The sequence below is a fragment of the Microbacterium sp. JAI119 genome (genome assembly GCF_013410135.1).
GTDB classification, from domain to species: domain Bacteria; phylum Actinomycetota; class Actinomycetes; order Actinomycetales; family Microbacteriaceae; genus Microbacterium; species Microbacterium oxydans.
On the sequence record NZ_JACCCK010000003.1, the window covers coordinates 142,578 to 158,721 of the forward strand.

The window sequence follows — 16,144 nt, forward strand, 5'->3', positions numbered from 1 at the left end:
GGTCAGAAGCCCGGGATGAGGCTGATCACGAGGTCGATGAGCTTGATGCCGATGAACGGGGCGATCACACCGCCGAGACCGTAGATCAGCAGGTTGCGCTGCAGGATCTGCGAGGCGCTCGCCGGGCGGTACTTCACCCCTCGCAGGGCCAGCGGGATCAGGAACACGATCACGATCGCGTTGAAGATGATCGCACTGGTGACAGCGGAGGCCGGCGAGTGCAGCTGCATGATGTTCAGGGCCGCGAGTCCGGGGAAGACCCCCATGAACATCGCCGGGATGATCGCGAAGTACTTGGCGATGTCGTTCGCGAGCGAGAACGTGGTGAGCGCTCCGCGCGTGATGAGCAGCTGCTTGCCGATGCGCACGATGTCGATCAGCTTGGTGGGGTCGGAATCGAGGTCGACCATGTTGCCCGCCTCTTTCGCCGCCGAGGTGCCGGTGTTCATCGCGACGCCGACATCGGCCTGCGCGAGGGCGGGGGCGTCGTTCGTGCCGTCACCGGTCATCGCGACCAGGCGTCCTCCTTCCTGCTCCCGCCGGATGAGCTCGAGCTTGTCTTCGGGGGTGGCCTCGGCGAGGAAGTCGTCGACACCGGCCTCCTTCGCGATGGCGGCGGCCGTGAGCGGGTTGTCGCCCGTGATCATGACGGTGCGGATGCCCATCGCCCGCAGCTCGTCGAAGCGCTCACGCAGGCCGTCCTTCACGATGTCCTTGAGGTGCACGACGCCGAGGATGCGGGCGTCCGCGCCAGGGCCTTTCACCGCGACGACGAGAGGAGTGCCGCCGCTCTCGGCCACGGCGTCGGTGCGACTCGTGAGTTCGAGGTCGTCGCCGTCGAGTCCGAGCCAGGCGCGGACAGCGGAGCCGGCACCCTTGCGGATCTGCGTGCCGTCGGCCAGGTCGAGGCCCGACATACGGGTCTGTGCCGTGAACGGAACGACAACGGCGTCATCGGGGGCGATCACCCGGATGCCCTGCGCGGCCGCGAGTTCGACGATCGAGGCACCCTCTGGGGTGGGGTCCGCAAGAGACGACAGCGCCGCGACGCGCAGCAGCTCGTCTGCATCGACACCCGGAAGAGCCAGCACCTCGTGCGCCCGGCGGTTGCCGTACGTGATGGTGCCCGTCTTGTCGAGCAGCAGGGTGGTGACATCTCCCGCGGCCTCGACCGCACGACCGGACATCGCGAGCACGTTGCGCTGCACGAGCCGGTCCATGCCGGCGATGCCGATGGCCGAGAGCAGCGCCCCGATGGTGGTCGGGATCAGGCAGACGAGCAGGGCGATGAGCACCGGGATGCTGACGGGGGAGGCGGCGTACGACGCGATCGGGTTCAGGGCCAGCACCACGACCACGAAGATGATCGACAGGCTCGCGAGCAGGATGTTCAGCGCGATCTCGTTGGGAGTGCGCTGACGGCTGGCACCTTCGACGAGCGCGATCATGCGGTCGACGAAGGTCTCGCCCGGCTTCGAGGTGATGCGCACCACGATCCGGTCCGACAGCACCCGGGTGCCACCGGTCACCGCACTGCGGTCGCCACCGGACTCTCGGATCACTGGAGCGCTCTCGCCCGTGATCGCCGACTCGTCGACGGTGGCGATGCCCGAGACGATGTCGCCGTCGCCGGGGATCAGCTCGCCCGCCGTGACGATCACGATGTCGTCGCGCTGCAGCTCGGCCGACGAGACCTGGGCGGTCGCTGCGTGCTCGGCCGCGGCATCCGCCGTGCCGTCGTAGCCGACCACGCGCCGGGCCATCGTGCTGGTGCGGGTCTTGCGCAGGCTCGCGGCCTGCGCCTTGCCGCGGCCCTCGGCGACAGACTCGGCGACGTTCGCGAACAGCACCGTCAGCCACAGCCAGATGGCGATGCCCCAGGTGAAGGGCGCGGGCACCGGGGTGCCGCCGGAGTCCGCCGGGCCGCCCACGAACGGCTCGGCGATCGCGAGCACCGTCGTGAACGCGGCGCCGACCCAGACCAGGAGCATGACGGGGTTGCGCACGAGAGCTGCCGGGTTGAGCTTGCGCACGGCGCCGGGAAGGGCCTGCACGAGCTGCGACCAGCCGAAGGAGCGCGGTGCGGTGGGGGCGGATGCCGCAGCATCCTGTTGTTCGGAGGAGGATTCCGCGGGGGTGGTGATGAGGGTCATGGTCAGACGAGTCCTTCAGCGAGCGGGCCCAGTGCGAGCACAGGGAAGTAGGTGAGCGCGGTGACGACGACCGTCACGGTGAGGAGCAGACCGACGAACTGGGGTCGGTGCGTCGGCAGGGTGCCGGAGGTGGCGGGGATGCGCTCCTGCGCCGCGAACGAGCCGGCGAGGGCCAGCACGAGCACGATCGGCAGGAACCGGCCGAGCAGCATCGCGATGCCGAGGGCGGTGTTGAACCACGGGGTGTTCGCGGTGAGTCCGGCGAAAGCGGAGCCGTTGTTGTTCGACGCCGAGGTGAAGGCGTAGAGCACCTCGCTCATGCCGTGCACTCCGGGGTTCAGGATGCTGGTGGACTCCACGTCCTCCCTGATGCCGGGAATCGCGAAGCTCATGGCCGTGCCGACCAGCACCAGGGTCGGCGTCACCAGGATGTACAGGCTCGCGAGCTTGATCTCCCGCGGCCCGATCCGCTTGCCGAGATACTCCGGGGTGCGCCCGACCAGCAGTCCGCCGACGAACACCGCGATGATCGCGAGCACGAGCATGCCGTACAGGCCCGAGCCGACGCCACCGGGAGCGACCTCGCCGAGCATCATGTTCAGCATCGGCATCATGCCGCCGAGCGCCGTGTACGAGTCGTGCATCGAGTTGACGGCGCCCGTCGAGGTGAGGGTGCTCGCGCTGCCGAACAGGGTCGAACCCAGGATGCCGAAGCGCACCTCCTTGCCCTCCATCGCGGCCCCGGCGAGCTCGGGCGCCGTGCCGCGGCCCGCGAGCTCGAGCGCCGAGAGGGCGAAGGTCGAGACGAGGAAGATCGTGCCCATGACCGCGGCGATCGCGTAGCCCTGACGATGATCGCCGACCATGCGGCCGAACGTGCGGGGCAGTGCGAACGGGATCACGAGGATCAGCAGCACCTGCAGCAGGTTCGTGAAGCCGGTCGGGTTCTCGAACGGGTGCGCGGAGTTGGCGTTGAAGAAGCCGCCGCCGTTGGTGCCGAGCAGCTTGATGGCCTCCTGCGAGGCGACAGGGCCGCCGGGGATGGTCTGCGTGCCGCCCGACACCGTGGTGACGTCGGTGAAACCGGCGAAGTTCTGGATCACGCCGCCCGCGAGCAGGGCCACGGCGCCGATCAGGGCGATCGGGAGGAGGATGCGGCCGAGACCGCGGATCAGATCGACCCAGAAGTTGCCGATCGTGGTCGAACCCCGGCGGGCGAGACCGCGGATGAGGGCGATCGCGATGGTGAGACCGACCGCGGCCGAGACGAAGTTCTGCACCGTGAGACCAGCGAGCTGCACGGTGTAGCCCATCGTCTGCTCGGGGGAGTACGACTGCCAGTTGGTGTTGGCCACGAACGAGGCGGCGGTGTTGAAGGAGAGCCCCTCGGGCACGGCAGGGAGCCCGAGCGCCTGGGGGAGGAAGGCCTGCAGTCGCTGGAGACCGTAGACGAGGAGAACCCCGACCACGGAGAAGGCGATCACGCTGCGGGCATAGGCGCGCCAGGTCTGCTCGGACGACGAGTCGACCCCGATCAGCCGGTAGACGCCGCGCTCGACCCGCAGGTCGCGTGCCGAGGTGTAGACGTGGGCGATGTAGTCGCCGAGGGGGCGGTAGAGGAGCACGAGCACGACCACGACGGCCGCGACCTGCAGGATGCCGAACCAGATCGTCGCGTCCATCAGAACCTCTCCGGGGCGACGAGCGCCACCACGAGGTAGACGACGGCGGCGACCGCGAGGGCGGCCGCGAGGATCTCGAAGACGATCACAGTCGCTCCACCCCCTTGGCCGCCAGGGAGACGAGGGCGAACAGCGCGAGAGTCAGCGCGATGTAGATGATGTCGAGCACGGATTCGATACAACTCCCGCACGGCCCCCATCGCCGCGATCCTCACGCTTCCCCTACGCCCTCCGCCCCGATGCATGCGGGTTGCTCACGGTTGGGCCCTATGCTCACGAGGTGGGAATCAGAAGGATGCGCATCGGGACCGGGACGTGGATCGTCGCCGCCCTCGTGGTCGCGGCGCTCGTGTGCGTGCTCACGGGGTTCCTGCCGCGGGCCGATGCCGGTGCGCTCGGCGAACGGATCGCACCCGTGCTGGGGTTCGTCGTCGCGATCACGATCGTCGCCGAGCTCGCCCGCGACGCGGCGGTGTTCGACGTCGTCTCCCAGCGTCTCGCACGCTGGGGCCGGGGCCGCGTCACGGTGCTGTGGGCGTTGGTGGTCGTGCTCGCCGTGGTGAGCACCGTGTTCCTCTCGCTCGACACCACTGCCGTGATCGTCACCCCGGTGGTCGTCGTGCTGGCGCAGAGCATCGGCGTCTCCCCGTTGCCGTTCGCCCTGGCCACCGTCTGGCTCGCCAACACGGCATCTCTCGCGCTGCCGGTCTCGAACCTCACGAACCTGCTCGCCGCGCCCGCCATGGGGGAAGGGCCAGGGGCGTTCATCGCGCTGAGCTGGGCGCCCACGCTCGTGGGGATCCTGGTACCGGTCGCGATCCTCACCGTCCTGCATCGGCGCACGGTCTTCGGTGCGTATGAGACGCCCGTGCCGCGGCGGCCGGCCGATCCGACGCTGTTCTGGAGCGCCACCGGCATCCTCCTCGTGCTGATGCCGCTGCTCGCGCTCACCCACGACGTGTGGATCCCGGCCACGGTCGCGGCTCTCGCGTTGATCGTGCTCTTCGCCGTCCGTCGACGCCGCGCCCTGCGGCTCTCGCTCGTCCCGTGGCAGGCGATCGCGCTCGCCGCGTCGCTGTTCGTGCTGGTCGAGGCCGCGCACGCGCAGGGGCTGCTCGACTTCCTGACCTCGCCCACCGCGAGCGGCGACTCTCCCGGCGACCTGTTCCGGCTGGCCGCGCTCGGGGCCGTGAGCGCCAACGCGATCAACAACCTCCCGGCGTACCTCGTGCTCGAGCCTGCCGCCGGTGATCCCGTCGCCCTGATGGCCCTGCTGATCGGCGTGAACATCGGCCCGCTCATCACCCCGTGGGCATCGCTCGCGACGCTGCTCTGGCACAACCGGATCGTCGCGCTGGGCGTGACGATCCGGTGGAGCCGCTTCATGCTGTGGGGCGTGGTGGCCGCCGTCCCGACCGTGCTCGCCGCGGTGCTCGTGCTGATGCTGGTCGCGGGCTAGCCCGCTCACCTGCCGCGTCAGGCTCAGGGTCGACATCGTGCCACCGGCTGGGGTGACTAGTGTCACGACCCGGTCAGCGGGGAGCCTCGCCGACCCGACGCATCTCGGACGCGAGGGCCGCGTTGGTCTCGGTGAACTGCGCGGTGATGCGCTCTCGCACCTCAGGTGACTTGTTCTGGCTGAGTTTGGCGCGGGCGTCGAACCGGGCGACGCGCATCCGCAGACCGACCGTCCCCTTCGCCGCTCGTCGTGTGCCCTCCTCGTCTTCCGACAGGTGGCGGCCGTGCGCCCGGTGGTCCTCGAAGTGGTCGGTCAGCCGCGTGAGCATGGCGTAGTTCTCCTCCTCGCTGAGGATCTCGGGGATGCCGTAGAGGTGCGCGGTGACGTGGTTCCAGGTCGGCACCAGGTCGCCGGGCGCGTAGAGGCTCGGCGACACGTAATCATGCGGTCCCTGGATGATCACGAGTATCTCGTGCCGACCGAGTTCGTGGAGTTGCTCATCCGGCCGTCCGAAGTGGCTCGCTATCACGATGTCGTCCTCGTCCTCGACCAGCAGCGTGGGGTAGTGCGAGGCGATGAGTCCCGTGCTCGTCGGGGAGACGAACGTCGCCCAGGGGTTGCCGCGGATCAGGCGCTTCACCTCGACGGGGTCGGTCATCAGGTAGCGGGGTGTGTGACGCATCAGGACTCCTTCGTGTGGGGCGTGGGCGTGCGGCGGGTGGTTGTCGGGTGACCGATCAGCCGGGTGCGCACCGCGAGCGCGGCGCACGCGATCACGGTGAATCCGCCGACCGCGGTGGCCCAGCCGATCGGCTCGTGCAGCAGGAGTGCAGCCCAGGCGATGCTCATCACGGGCTGGACGAGCTGGATCTGGCTCACCTGTGCCATCGGCCCGATCGCGAGACCGCGGTACCAGGCGAAGAAGCCGAGGAACATGCTCACCGCAGCGAGGTACGTGAACGCCAGCCACTGCACGGGGGTCGCTGCGGGAGGCTGCTGGACCGCTGCCACCACGGTCAGCACGGCCATCAGCGGAGCAGCGACGATCAACGCCCAGGAGATGGTCTGCCAGGAGCCGAGCTCGCGGGCGAGCAGTCCTCCCTCCGCGTATCCGATCGCCGCGGCGACGACGGCACCGAACAGCAGCAGGTCTGCTCCGGTGAGGGAGCCGAGCCCGCCGTTCTGCAGTGCGGCGAAAGCGACCGCGGCGACGGCGCCGAGGAGCGCGAACACCCAGAAGGATCGGGCGGGGCGTTCCCCGGTGCGGAGCACCACGGCGACCGCGGTCGCGGCGGGAAGCAGGCCGATCACGACGGCGCCGTGGCTGGCGGGGGTCGTGGTCATCGCGAAGGAGGTGAGCAGGGGGAACCCGGCCACCACTCCGCCGGCGACGATCGCGAGGCGTGCCCATTGCCGTCCGGTCGGTGTCCGCTGGCGGGTCGCGGCCAGGGCGATCCCGGCGAGGAGGGCGGCGATGACCGCGCGGCCGGATCCGATGAAGAGCGGGGTGAGCCCGCCGATCGCGATGCGCGTGAACGGGAGGGTGAAGGAGAAGGCGAGAACGCCCAGGAGCCCCCACCACAGGCCGGCGCGCGTCGATAGCACTGTCGATCGCGAGGCGATAACGCTACTGTCTACTTTCATGAGTCAGGATAGCAGTGACCGCATCGTCGCCGGCGTGCGCGCGTGGATCGCCTCGGCGTCGCCCGGTGCACGGGTGCCATCGAACCGGGCCCTCATGGCCGAGTACGGGGCGAGCCCGGTGACGGTGCAGAAGGCGATGCAGCAGCTCGTCCGACTCGGCCTGGTCGAGTCGCGACCCGGAGCGGGGACGTTCGTTCGTGCCGTGCCGCGTGCCCGCTCGGTCGACTACGGCTGGCAGACGGCTGCCCTCGGCACGGCGCCCACGGGCCTCATCGGCCTGTCGTCGACGCAGCGCACTGTCGCCCCCGACGCGATCGGTATGCACTCGGGCTATCCCTCGGTCGACCTGTTGCCGGAGCGGCTCGTGCGGCAGGCGCTCGTGCGCGCGGCCCGCTCGGACGCGGCACTGACCCGTTCCCCCGCTGCAGGTCTTCCGGAGCTGCAGGCCTGGTTCGCCGGCGAGCTCGCATCCGCCGCTCCCGTCGGCATCACGCCGGCCTCCGCGCGGGACGCGCTCATCATCTCGGGAAGCCAGAGCGGGCTCAGTTCGATCTTCCGCGCGGTCGTGGGCGTCGGGCAACCGCTGCTGATCGAGTCGCCGACGTACTGGGGCGCGCTGCTCGCCGCGGCGCAGGCCGGTGTGACGCTGGTGCCGATCCCCTCCGGCGCGCACGGCCCCGATCCCGACGACATCGAGCGGGCGTTCGCGCAGACCGGGGCTCGGGCGTTCTACGCGCAGCCGACGTTCGCGAATCCGACCGGGGCGCAGTGGCCGCTTGCCACGCGGGAGGCCGTGCTCGAGACGGTCCGCCGCCACGGAGCTTTCCTGATCGAAGACGACTGGGCGCACGACCTGGGGATCGATGCCGACCCGCGTCCGATCGTCGCGTCCGACGACGACGGCCACGTGGTCTACCTGCGCTCGCTCACCAAGAGCGCCTCGCCCGCCCTGCGCGTCGCCGCCGTGATCGCGCGCGGCCCGGCACGGGATCGCATCCTCGCCGATCGGGCGGCCGAGTCCATGTACGTGAGCGGGTTGCTGCAGGCCGCCGCGCTCGACGTGGTCACCCAGCCCGCGTGGCGCACGCACCTCCGCGGATTCCGGGAGCACCTGCGCGCGCGCCGCGACCTGCTGCTCGCGAGCCTGGCGACGCACGCACCCTCCGCGCACGTCGAGGGCGTTCCGGCGGGGGGCCTCAACCTGTGGGTACGGCTGCCCGACGGGACGGATGTCGTGCAGGTCGTGCGCGAGTGCGAGGTGCGCGGGCTCATCATCGCGCCGGGGTCGGAGTGGTTCCCGGCCGAACCGTCCGGTTCCTACGTGCGACTCAACTATGCCAACGCCGACCCTGCCCGCTTCTCCGAGGCCGCCGTCATCCTGGGTGCCGTGCTCGACGGAGCCTGAGGGCGTTCAGCGCTGTTCGGGCTTCGCGCCCAGGTCGGCCCAGAGCCAGGTGAGATCCACCGAGGTCGTCTTCGGTAGCGAGACCGAGGCAGGATCGAGGGCCGGGCGGAAGATCGCGTCGTCGAGAGTGCTCATACTCTGTATTGCGCGATCCGCCCCGAAGAGTTCACGCTTCGGGCACGCCGTCCTGGGGTGGACCAGCGGGACGGTGCGCACGCCGACCGCTGACGACCACCGGGCGACCGCCCCGCTCCTGACCGGGCAGCGGACGGGAGCGGCGACCGTAGATGAGCTCCGACGAGTCGAGCAGCCACGGGACCAGCGTGATCGACACCCCGTGCACGAGCATGAGCTGGTTGGCGAGCCGGCGGGCGCGACGGTTGTGCAGGAACGACTCCCACCAGTGGCCCACGATGTACTGCGGCAGGTACACGGTCACGACGGACGAGCCGTGCTTCTCGCGGTACTGCTTGATGAACTGCGTCACCGGCTGCGCGAACGAGCGATACGGCGACTCGACGATCACGAGCGGGATCGGCACCAGATGGTCGGCCCAGTCCTTCTGCAGTTGCGCCGCGTCGTCGGAGGCCACGGCCACGTGCACCGCGAGGGTCTTGCCGTGCTTCGCCGCGATCGCGTAGTCGATGGCCTTCACGACGGGCTTCTGCAGACGGTTGACGAGCACGATCGCCAGGTCGCCGGTCGCGCCGAACTTCGTGGTGTCGTCGATCGCGATCTCGTGTTCGACATCGCGGTAGTACCGCTTCACGCCCAGCATCAGGAAGGCGAGGATCGGGATCGCGAAGAACACCAGATACGCACCGTGCGTGAACTTCGTGATCGTCACGATGACGAGCACCAGCACGGTCATCACGGCACCGGTGGAGTTGATGATGAGCCCGACCTTCGCCGAGCGGCGGTCCGCGGCCGATGCGCCGTCGATCCCCGGGCCGGCCTTGTCCTCCGTCGGCCCGCGCAGCACGCGTCGCCAGTGCCGCACCATGCCGATCTGGCCGAGCGAGAACGACACGAACACCCCGATGATGTACAGCTGGATCAGCGTGGTCAGCTTCGCCTGGAACACCAGGAGCACCACGATGGCGCCGATGCCGAGCAGGATCATGCCGTTCGAGAACACCAGGCGGTCGCCGCGGGTGTTGAGCGACTTGGGCGCGTAGCCGTCACGCGCGAGCACGGCCCCCAGCAGCGGGAAGCCGTTGAACGCGGTGTTCGCCGCGAGCAGCAGCACGCACGCGGTGGCGGCCTGGATGATGAAGAAGGGGATGCTGCCTCCGCCGAACGTCGCGGCGGCGATCTGCGCCATGAGGCTCGGCTGCGGGTTCGTGCAGTCGAAGCCGACCAGGTCGCACGGGTTCTCGGCGTAGTGCACACCCGTGATGAGGGCGAGCGCGGTCAGACCGGCGAACAGGCACGCGGCGATGCTGCCCATCAGCACGAGGGTCGACTGGGCGTTGCGGATCTTCGGGGCGCGGAAGGCGGGCACCCCGTTCGAGACGGCCTCGACACCGGTGAGGGCCGAGCATCCGCTCGAGAACGCGCGCAGGATCAGCAGGATCACGGCCGCCTGGCCGAGGCTCTCCGCCTGCACGCTGAAATCGTGGCTCGAGGCCACGGGGGCATCGCCGAGGAAGGTGCGGATGAGTCCGGTGACGATCATGATGCCGACCGACCCGATGAACACGTACGTCGGGATCGCGAAGACCAGAGACGCCTCGCGCACGCCACGCAGGTTCACCACGATGATGAGGATCACGAAGCCGACGGCGAGTTCCACGCGGAACGGGTCGAGACCGGGCACCGCCGAGATGATGTTGTCGACACCGGAGGCGACCGACACGGCGACGGTCAGCACGTAGTCGACCAGGAGGGCCGCAGCAACGATCACGCCGGGGATCTCGCCGAGGTTCTTCGACGCGACCTCGTAGTCACCGCCGCCCGACGGGTAGGCCTTGATGAGCTGGCGGTAGCTGAGCACGACCACGACCAGCAGCACCACGACGGCGCCCGCGACGAGCGGCGTGAACGACAGGAAGGTGAGCCCGCCGATCAGCAGGATCATCACGAGCTCCTGCGGGGCGTAAGCCACAGAGCTGAGGGCGTCGGACGCGAAGATCGGCAGAGCCATCCGCTTCGGGAGCAGCTGGTCGTCGACCTGCTGGCTCGTCAGCGGTTCGCCGATGAGGATGCGTTTGGCGCGCGGCGGTGCTTCCGCGCCCTCCCTGTTTTCGTCTGACACGTCCGGCGACACTACGCCTCCTGATGGCATCCTCACGCCATCCTCACGGAATCCCTACGGTGGGATGGCGCGGTCCTCACGGAATCCTTACGCGCAAAGCTACACTGGCACGCGGTGGAAGATCAGGTGCTGCTCGGATTCATCGCGATCGCGATAGGGGTGGCTTTCGGCATCCTCCTGTTCGTGCCCTTCGTGGCGATCAGCTATCGCCGCCGCGGACGTCTCGGCCTCGGTCGCACCGTGCTGTGGCTCGCCGCGCTGATCTACTTCTGGGCCATCTGGACCTACACCCTGCTCCCGCTGCCCGACCCCGACACGATCCGCTGCGTCGGGGCGATCACCGATCCGATGTCGGTCGTGCGGGATGTGCAGAAGGCCTTCGCGGCGCCGGGCAACCCCCTGCGTCAACCGGCACTGCTGCAGCTGGTGTTCAACGTGCTGCTGTTCGTCCCGCTCGGGTTCTTCGTCCGGGTGCTCGCCGGCCGTGGGATGCTTACGGCGCTCGCCGCCGGTTTCGGCCTGTCGCTGCTGGTCGAGACGACGCAGTTGACCGGGGTGTGGGGCGTCTACCCGTGCGCGTATCGCTTCTTCGATGTGGGCGACCTCATGACGAATACCCTGGGTGCGGTCATCGGCTGCATCGTGGCGATCCTCGTCCCGCGGTCGCTGCGCGGTGCGAAGGCGAGCCCGGACGCCGATCTTCCCCGTCCGGTCACCCGCGGGCGTCGCCTGCTCGTGATGCTGTGCGACTTCCTCGCCTACGGGTTCCTGAGCATGGCGGCCGGTGTGACCGTGCAGGTGTGGCTGGAGTTCGTCGTGGACGATCGCGCTGCGGTGCTCGACGGGACCCTCGCATCCGCCGCCGCCACCATCGCCCCTTCGGCTCTGTTCCTGGCGCTGATCCTGATCAGCGGGCGCTCGGTCGGCGACATCGCGGTGCAGCTCCGATACGCGGGATCGCGCCTGCCCGCACCGTTCGCGCGGCTCCTGCGCTGGGCAGGCGGCATCGGCGGAATCAGCGCGCTGCAGCTGACCGGCGGGTTCTTCGGTTTCGCGGCGGCCGTATTGTTCCTCGCCGCGATCGTGCTGCCGTTCACGACGCGCGACGGTCGCGGGCTTCCCGGCATCGCCTCCGGACAGCACCTCGTCGACGCGCGAGCGGATGCCGCGGGCTCTGCGCCGATCGCGCCCGCCTCCGCTTCCCCGTCGCGCGACGCATGACGCACCGGTGGTTCGGCGTGCGCGCGCTCAACTCTCTGTGTGGGGGCGTGGCATGTACCACTCGGTGAACTCGGTCGCACGCCCGTCGGGTGCGAGCCGGATGATCCAGAGGTTGAGGTAGTCGCGTTCGGCCGGGTATTTCGTGCGCCCCTGGACGACCACGAAGCCGTCGACCTCGTGGAGGACCTCCCACTCGAACGTCCAGGACCCCGGTTCATCGCCGTCTTCGATCCACCCCGACACGATCGCCTCGCGCCCGACGCGCGGCTCCGAATCGGGACTCGTGAGGTATCGGGCGTCGTGCGTGAAGAGCGCCCCGATCCGTTCCGGATCGTTCGACTTCCACGCCTCGATGTAGGCCCTGGTCCAGTCCTCGCCTGCTGTCGTCATGTGCTCCGTTCTAGGCCGTGGTCGAGGCCGCGTCAACCCGTTTGAGAACCGTAGGGACATCGGGGATCCACAGCGGTTTCCGATCACGAAGCCGTAACGTCGAGGACATGACGACCGTTCACGTCACCGAGGACACGATCAACCAGGCCCGCGAGCTGCGCGACGAGCTGCAGCGGTTCCTGCGCGAGTACGAGTTCGGGATGCGCGAGGTCGAGACGAAGATCTCGATCCTGCGAGACGAGTTCACGCACGACCACGCGTACAACCCCATCGAGCACGTGAAGAGCCGTCTGAAGTCGCCCGACAGCATCGTCGAGAAGCTTGCCAGGAAGGGCATCGACGAGCCCGACTTCGACCGTATCCGTGCCGACATCACCGACATCGCCGGCGTGCGGGTGACCTGCAGCTTCGTCGCCGACGTGTACCGGCTGTTCGACCTGCTCACCGCACAGGACGATGTCACCGTGCGCACGGTCAAGGACTACATCGCCCACCCGAAGGCCAACGGCTACAAGAGCCTGCACGCGATCATCGAGGTGCCCGTCTTCCTGTCGACAGGTGCGCTCTCGGTGCCGGTCGAGGTGCAGTTCCGCACGATAGCCATGGACTTCTGGGCGAGCCTCGAGCACAAGATCTACTACAAGTTCTCCAACCAGGTGCCCTCGCACCTCGTCGACAGCCTCTCTGATGCGGCGGAAGCGGCGTCGGAGCTCGACAGCCGCATGGAGCGCCTGCACCGTGAGGCGCACGGGGTGCCGCAGCGCCAGCTCGCGCCCCCGCCGCCTCCGGCTCCGACGTCCACCCCGGACGCACCCTCGAGCCCCCGCGTCGTCGGAGTCTGACCGGGACGCGCCCGTGCGCGACGCTGTTGCGCCCACGGGGCGGCCCTGGGAGCATCGGCAGGTGGTGAGAACGCAGGAAGCCTTGTCCGTCAAAGCCGATCGCGCCGTCGACGAGCGACTCGACGTCGACGACCTCCCCGGCATCGATCGTGGGTCGCAGCGATGCGAGTGCGACCACGGCGACGACGACGGCTACCAGCCGTGCGGACGCAAGGCCAAGTGGCGTGTCACCGTGGACTGCGTGTGCGGCGAGGGCCACCCGCGTCGCGTCGAGATCCTGTGCTCGAGGTGCATGCGCACCCTGCGCCAGTTCCAGGGACGCGAGGCCATCACCGTGCGTCGTCTCTGACCGGCGGACACCGACTCCTGATCGGTCACATCCGATCTCGCCGTCGCTCCGAACAAGCGGGGAGCACATCGGAGACGGTGGAACAGGAGACGATCATGGCGCAGCGCCGCAGTGGCAAGAGGTTCCTCGTCTGGGCGGCCCTGGCCGGTGTGATCGGCGGCGGGGTGTTCCTCGCCACGGCCGAGCTGTTCGCGCTGCTCTTCGCGCGTGCCGCCAGCCCGATCCTCGCGGTCGGCGGGTTCGTGATCGACATCGTGCCGCAGCCCTTCAAGGAGTTCGCGATCGCCACCTTCGGCGAGTACGACAAGATCGCTCTGCTGGCTGGACTCGGGCTCGCTGTGCTCATCGCCTCGGCGATCGCCGGCATCCTGCAGTTCGTGCGCCCGCCGCTCGGCGTGATCGCACTCGTCGTCGCCGGGGTGCTCTCCACGGCCGCCATCGTGACCAGGGCGGCCGTGTCGCCCCTGGCCTTCCTGCCTCCGGTGCTCGGAACCGTCGCCGGGTCGATCATCCTCGTGCTCCTCAGCCGCCGTCTGCGCGGGTGGAGGGACGCCCGCACTGCCGTCGGGGAAGCCGGCCGAACCGCCGGGGCGCAAGCCGGCAGCACCGCCGGGGCGCAAGCCGCCGGTGCCCATGACTCCGGCGCGGTAATCGCCGAGCCGGAGGACGGCGGTGTCGGGCCGGCGGATGTCGAGCCCGCTCGACCCGGCATCGACCGACGCCGATTCTTCGTCCTCGCCGCGCTCGCCGGAGCATCCGCACTGGTCGTGGGGATCACGGCACGGACGGTGAGCATGGCCGTGTCATCGGTGGAGGCGATCCGCGGCGCGCTCAAGCTCCCCACCCCGAAGACCAGGGTCACGGTGCCGCAGGGTGCGGAGCTCGACATCCCGGGCCTCAGCAAGCTCTTCACCCCCAACAAGGACTTCTACCGCGTCGACACCGCGCTCACGGTCCCCTCGATCGACCCGGACACCTGGCGACTCGTGATCGACGGTATGGTCGACCAGCGCGTGGAGATGAGCTTCCAGGACCTCCTCGACATGGGCCTCGACGAGTACGCGATCACGCTCACCTGCGTGTCGAACGAGGTCGGCGGCGAGCTCGTCGGCAACGCGAAGTGGCTCGGAGTGCCGTTGCGCGACGTGTTGAAGAAGGCGGGCGTGAAATCCGGGGCCGACATGGTGCTCTCGCGCAGCGTCGACGGCTATACCGCGAGCACGCCGCTCTCGGCGCTCACCGACGACAACCTCGATGCGATCCTGGCGGTCGGCATGAACGGAGAGCCGCTGCCCCTCGAGCACGGCTTCCCGGTGCGGATGGTGGTGCCAGGGCTCTACGGCTACGTGTCGGCGACCAAGTGGCTCACCGAGCTGAAGGTCACGACCTTCGACAAGGACGAGGCGTACTGGACGCCCCGCGGGTACAGCGCAGAGGCCCCGATCAAGTTCGCCTCGCGCGTCGACACTCCCAAGATCGGGGAGGCGGTCGCGGCGGGGAAGATCCCGATCGCCGGTGTCGCCTGGGCCCAGTCGGTCGGGATCGAACGCGTCGAGGTCAGTATCGACAACGGTGACTGGATGCCGGCGACGCTGTCGGCTCCGATCAACGACGACACGTGGGTGCAGTGGTTCATGGAGTGGGATGCCACCCCCGGCACGCACTACGTCGCCGTGCGCGCGGTCAACAAGAACGGCGATCTGCAGATCGAGGAGCGCGCCCCCATCGCCCCGAACGGATCTTCGGGATGGCAGCGTTCGCTCATCCGGGTCAACTGAGTCCGGTGCACAGCCGGCCTCGCGGGCCTAGGGTGGGAGCCATGGGCCCGCTCCCCGCACTCGTGATCACGGTCTCCGACCGATCCTTCTCGGGAGAGCGTGAGGATCGGGGAGGCCCGATCGCGGTGGGGCTGCTGCGTGACGCGGGATGGCACTGCCCCGACGCCGAGATCGTGGCGGACGGAATCGATTCGGTGGCGGATGCCCTGCGCAGAGCCGTCGCCCGCGGTATCCGCCTGGTCGTGACCACCGGCGGTACCGGTGTCGGGCCGCGCGACCTGACGCCGGAGGGCACCCGCCGCGTGATCACCAGGGAGATCCCGGGGGTCGCGGAGGAGCTGCGTCGCAGCGGACTCGCCGACACCCCGCTCTCGATCTTGTCGCGCGGTCTCGCCGGCATCGTCGATCCCGCGGGGATGCTCGTGGTGAACCTGCCCGGATCCACGCGAGCCGTGGCCTCCGGCGTACCCGTGGTGCTCGGCGTCGCCGGGCACATCCTGGACCAGGTGGAGGGCGGAGACCACTCATGAACGACGTACGAATCGCTGCGGTGACGGAGGTGCGCCTCGACCTCGACGCGCACCTCGCCGCGGTCGAAGACCCTCGACTCGGCGCGGTGACCACCTTCGTCGGCCGGGTGCGCGACAACGACCCGGATGCCGAGACGCCGGTCGTCGGGCTGGAGTACAGCGCCCATCCCGATGCCGAAGCCGCGCTGCGAAGCATCGCTGCCGAAGCGGGGGCCGGATCCGAAGCCCCTGCCGTGGTGGCGGTGAGTCATCGCATCGGGCGGCTCGATGTGGGCGATGCGGCTGTCGTGATCGCGGTCGCCTCCGAACACCGTGCCGAGGCGTTCGAGGTGTGCCGAGCGGTCATCGAGGCGATCAAGAGCGACCTCCCCGTGTGGAAGCGTCAGCTCGAGGTCGACGGGACCTCGTCGTGGAAGGGCATCGGCGGCTGACTC

At 69.2% G+C, this 16,144-nt stretch carries 16 protein-coding genes; 8 read left to right on the forward strand and 8 right to left on the reverse strand.

Features of this window, described 5'->3' with window-relative positions:
• Positions 1–2 precede the first annotated feature (2 nt).
• The 3 genes from kdpB to HDC31_RS20525 are packed head-to-tail and all read right to left on the reverse strand — an operon-like array spanning position 3 to position 3,924.
• Positions 3–2,153, reverse strand: coding sequence for a potassium-transporting ATPase subunit KdpB (gene kdpB, locus HDC31_RS15120; protein WP_179516295.1), 2,151 nt, complete (start codon positions 2,151–2,153; stop codon positions 3–5).
• A 2-nt stretch (positions 2,154–2,155) separates the two neighbouring features.
• The gene (gene kdpA, locus HDC31_RS15125) at positions 2,156–3,835 is read right to left on the reverse strand and encodes a potassium-transporting ATPase subunit KdpA (RefSeq protein ID WP_113680941.1); all 1,680 of its coding nucleotides are present in this window, start codon (positions 3,833–3,835) and stop codon (positions 2,156–2,158) included.
• On the reverse strand, positions 3,835–3,924 hold the full coding sequence (locus HDC31_RS20525) for a potassium-transporting ATPase subunit F (RefSeq protein WP_017201862.1): 90 nt from the start codon (positions 3,922–3,924) through the stop codon (positions 3,835–3,837). The genes kdpA and HDC31_RS20525 overlap by 1 nt, the downstream gene beginning before the upstream one ends.
• Positions 3,925–4,130: 206 nt before the next feature.
• Here HDC31_RS20525 and HDC31_RS15135 point away from each other — a divergent pair, with 206 nt between their 5' ends.
• Positions 4,131–5,294, forward strand: a complete 1,164-nt coding sequence (locus HDC31_RS15135; RefSeq protein ID WP_113680940.1) for an SLC13 family permease — start codon at positions 4,131–4,133, stop codon at positions 5,292–5,294.
• A 73-nt stretch (positions 5,295–5,367) separates the two neighbouring features.
• Here the strand turns inward: HDC31_RS15135 and HDC31_RS15140 are convergent, their stop codons facing one another.
• Complete coding sequence (locus HDC31_RS15140; RefSeq protein WP_113680939.1) at positions 5,368–5,976, reverse strand: FMN-binding negative transcriptional regulator; 609 nt, start codon at positions 5,974–5,976, stop codon at positions 5,368–5,370.
• Positions 5,976–6,938 carry a DMT family transporter gene (locus HDC31_RS15145; RefSeq protein WP_179516296.1) on the reverse strand — a complete coding sequence of 321 codons (963 nt, stop codon included), beginning with the start codon at positions 6,936–6,938 and terminating at the stop codon, positions 5,976–5,978. Before HDC31_RS15145 ends, HDC31_RS15140 begins: the two co-directional genes overlap by 1 nt.
• Here HDC31_RS15145 and HDC31_RS15150 point away from each other — a divergent pair.
• Entirely contained in the window at positions 6,937–8,343 is a 1,407-nt protein-coding gene (locus tag HDC31_RS15150) for a PLP-dependent aminotransferase family protein (RefSeq protein WP_179516297.1), read from the forward strand. The two genes, HDC31_RS15145 and HDC31_RS15150, sit on opposite strands and share 2 nt — an antisense overlap.
• Positions 8,344–8,349: 6 nt before the next feature.
• On the opposite strand, the gene HDC31_RS20330 is transcribed toward HDC31_RS15150, so the two are convergent.
• Positions 8,350–8,478, reverse strand: coding sequence for a hypothetical protein (locus tag HDC31_RS20330; protein WP_257022224.1), 129 nt, complete (start codon positions 8,476–8,478; stop codon positions 8,350–8,352).
• Between the two features lie 31 nt (positions 8,479–8,509).
• Positions 8,510–10,630, reverse strand: a complete 2,121-nt coding sequence (locus tag HDC31_RS15155; protein ID WP_218867851.1) for an APC family permease — start codon at positions 10,628–10,630, stop codon at positions 8,510–8,512.
• 84 nt (positions 10,631–10,714) lie between these two features.
• Here HDC31_RS15155 and HDC31_RS15160 point away from each other — a divergent pair, with 84 nt between their 5' ends.
• Positions 10,715–11,821, forward strand: coding sequence for a VanZ family protein (locus tag HDC31_RS15160; protein ID WP_113680178.1), 1,107 nt, complete (start codon positions 10,715–10,717; stop codon positions 11,819–11,821).
• Positions 11,822–11,848: 27 nt separating this feature from the next.
• On the opposite strand, the gene HDC31_RS15165 is transcribed toward HDC31_RS15160, so the two are convergent.
• The gene (locus HDC31_RS15165; RefSeq protein WP_113680177.1) at positions 11,849–12,211 is read right to left on the reverse strand and encodes a nuclear transport factor 2 family protein; all 363 of its coding nucleotides are present in this window, start codon (positions 12,209–12,211) and stop codon (positions 11,849–11,851) included.
• A 107-nt stretch (positions 12,212–12,318) separates the two neighbouring features.
• Here HDC31_RS15165 and HDC31_RS15170 point away from each other — a divergent pair, with 107 nt between their 5' ends.
• From HDC31_RS15170 to HDC31_RS15190, 5 genes are all read left to right on the forward strand, one after another.
• On the forward strand, positions 12,319–13,053 hold the full coding sequence (locus HDC31_RS15170) for a GTP pyrophosphokinase family protein (protein ID WP_046746784.1): 735 nt from the start codon (positions 12,319–12,321) through the stop codon (positions 13,051–13,053).
• A gap of 61 nt (positions 13,054–13,114) precedes the next feature.
• Entirely contained in the window at positions 13,115–13,402 is a 288-nt protein-coding gene (locus tag HDC31_RS15175) for a hypothetical protein (RefSeq protein ID WP_127011667.1), read from the forward strand.
• A 95-nt stretch (positions 13,403–13,497) separates the two neighbouring features.
• Positions 13,498–15,180 carry a molybdopterin-dependent oxidoreductase gene (locus HDC31_RS15180; RefSeq protein WP_179516298.1) on the forward strand — a complete coding sequence of 561 codons (1,683 nt, stop codon included), beginning with the start codon at positions 13,498–13,500 and terminating at the stop codon, positions 15,178–15,180.
• Between the two features lie 41 nt (positions 15,181–15,221).
• The gene (locus HDC31_RS15185; protein WP_058632003.1) at positions 15,222–15,710 is read left to right on the forward strand and encodes a molybdenum cofactor biosynthesis protein B; all 489 of its coding nucleotides are present in this window, start codon (positions 15,222–15,224) and stop codon (positions 15,708–15,710) included.
• Complete coding sequence (locus HDC31_RS15190; protein ID WP_113680551.1) at positions 15,707–16,141, forward strand: molybdenum cofactor biosynthesis protein MoaE; 435 nt, start codon at positions 15,707–15,709, stop codon at positions 16,139–16,141. The genes HDC31_RS15185 and HDC31_RS15190 overlap by 4 nt, the downstream gene beginning before the upstream one ends.
• The last annotated feature ends 3 nt before the right edge of the window (positions 16,142–16,144 follow it).

Coding starts and splice junctions, on each gene's coding strand:
- kdpB (WP_179516295.1), bottom strand. CDS start 2,153: ATGACCCTCATCACCACCCCCGCGGAATCCTCCTCCGAACAACAGGAT.
- kdpA (WP_113680941.1), bottom strand. CDS start 3,835: ATGGACGCGACGATCTGGTTCGGCATCCTGCAGGTCGCGGCCGTCGTG.
- HDC31_RS15135 (WP_113680940.1), top strand. CDS start 4,131: ATGCGCATCGGGACCGGGACGTGGATCGTCGCCGCCCTCGTGGTCGCG.
- HDC31_RS15140 (WP_113680939.1), bottom strand. CDS start 5,976: ATGCGTCACACACCCCGCTACCTGATGACCGACCCCGTCGAGGTGAAG.
- HDC31_RS15150 (WP_179516297.1), top strand. CDS start 6,937: ATGAGTCAGGATAGCAGTGACCGCATCGTCGCCGGCGTGCGCGCGTGG.
- HDC31_RS15145 (WP_179516296.1), bottom strand. CDS start 6,938: ATGAAAGTAGACAGTAGCGTTATCGCCTCGCGATCGACAGTGCTATCG.
- HDC31_RS20330 (WP_257022224.1), bottom strand. CDS start 8,478: ATGAGCACTCTCGACGACGCGATCTTCCGCCCGGCCCTCGATCCTGCC.
- HDC31_RS15155 (WP_218867851.1), bottom strand. CDS start 10,630: ATGCCATCAGGAGGCGTAGTGTCGCCGGACGTGTCAGACGAAAACAGG.
- HDC31_RS15165 (WP_113680177.1), bottom strand. CDS start 12,211: ATGACGACAGCAGGCGAGGACTGGACCAGGGCCTACATCGAGGCGTGG.
- HDC31_RS15170 (WP_046746784.1), top strand. CDS start 12,319: ATGACGACCGTTCACGTCACCGAGGACACGATCAACCAGGCCCGCGAG.
- HDC31_RS15180 (WP_179516298.1), top strand. CDS start 13,498: ATGGCGCAGCGCCGCAGTGGCAAGAGGTTCCTCGTCTGGGCGGCCCTG.
- HDC31_RS15185 (WP_058632003.1), top strand. CDS start 15,222: ATGGGCCCGCTCCCCGCACTCGTGATCACGGTCTCCGACCGATCCTTC.
- HDC31_RS15190 (WP_113680551.1), top strand. CDS start 15,707: ATGAACGACGTACGAATCGCTGCGGTGACGGAGGTGCGCCTCGACCTC.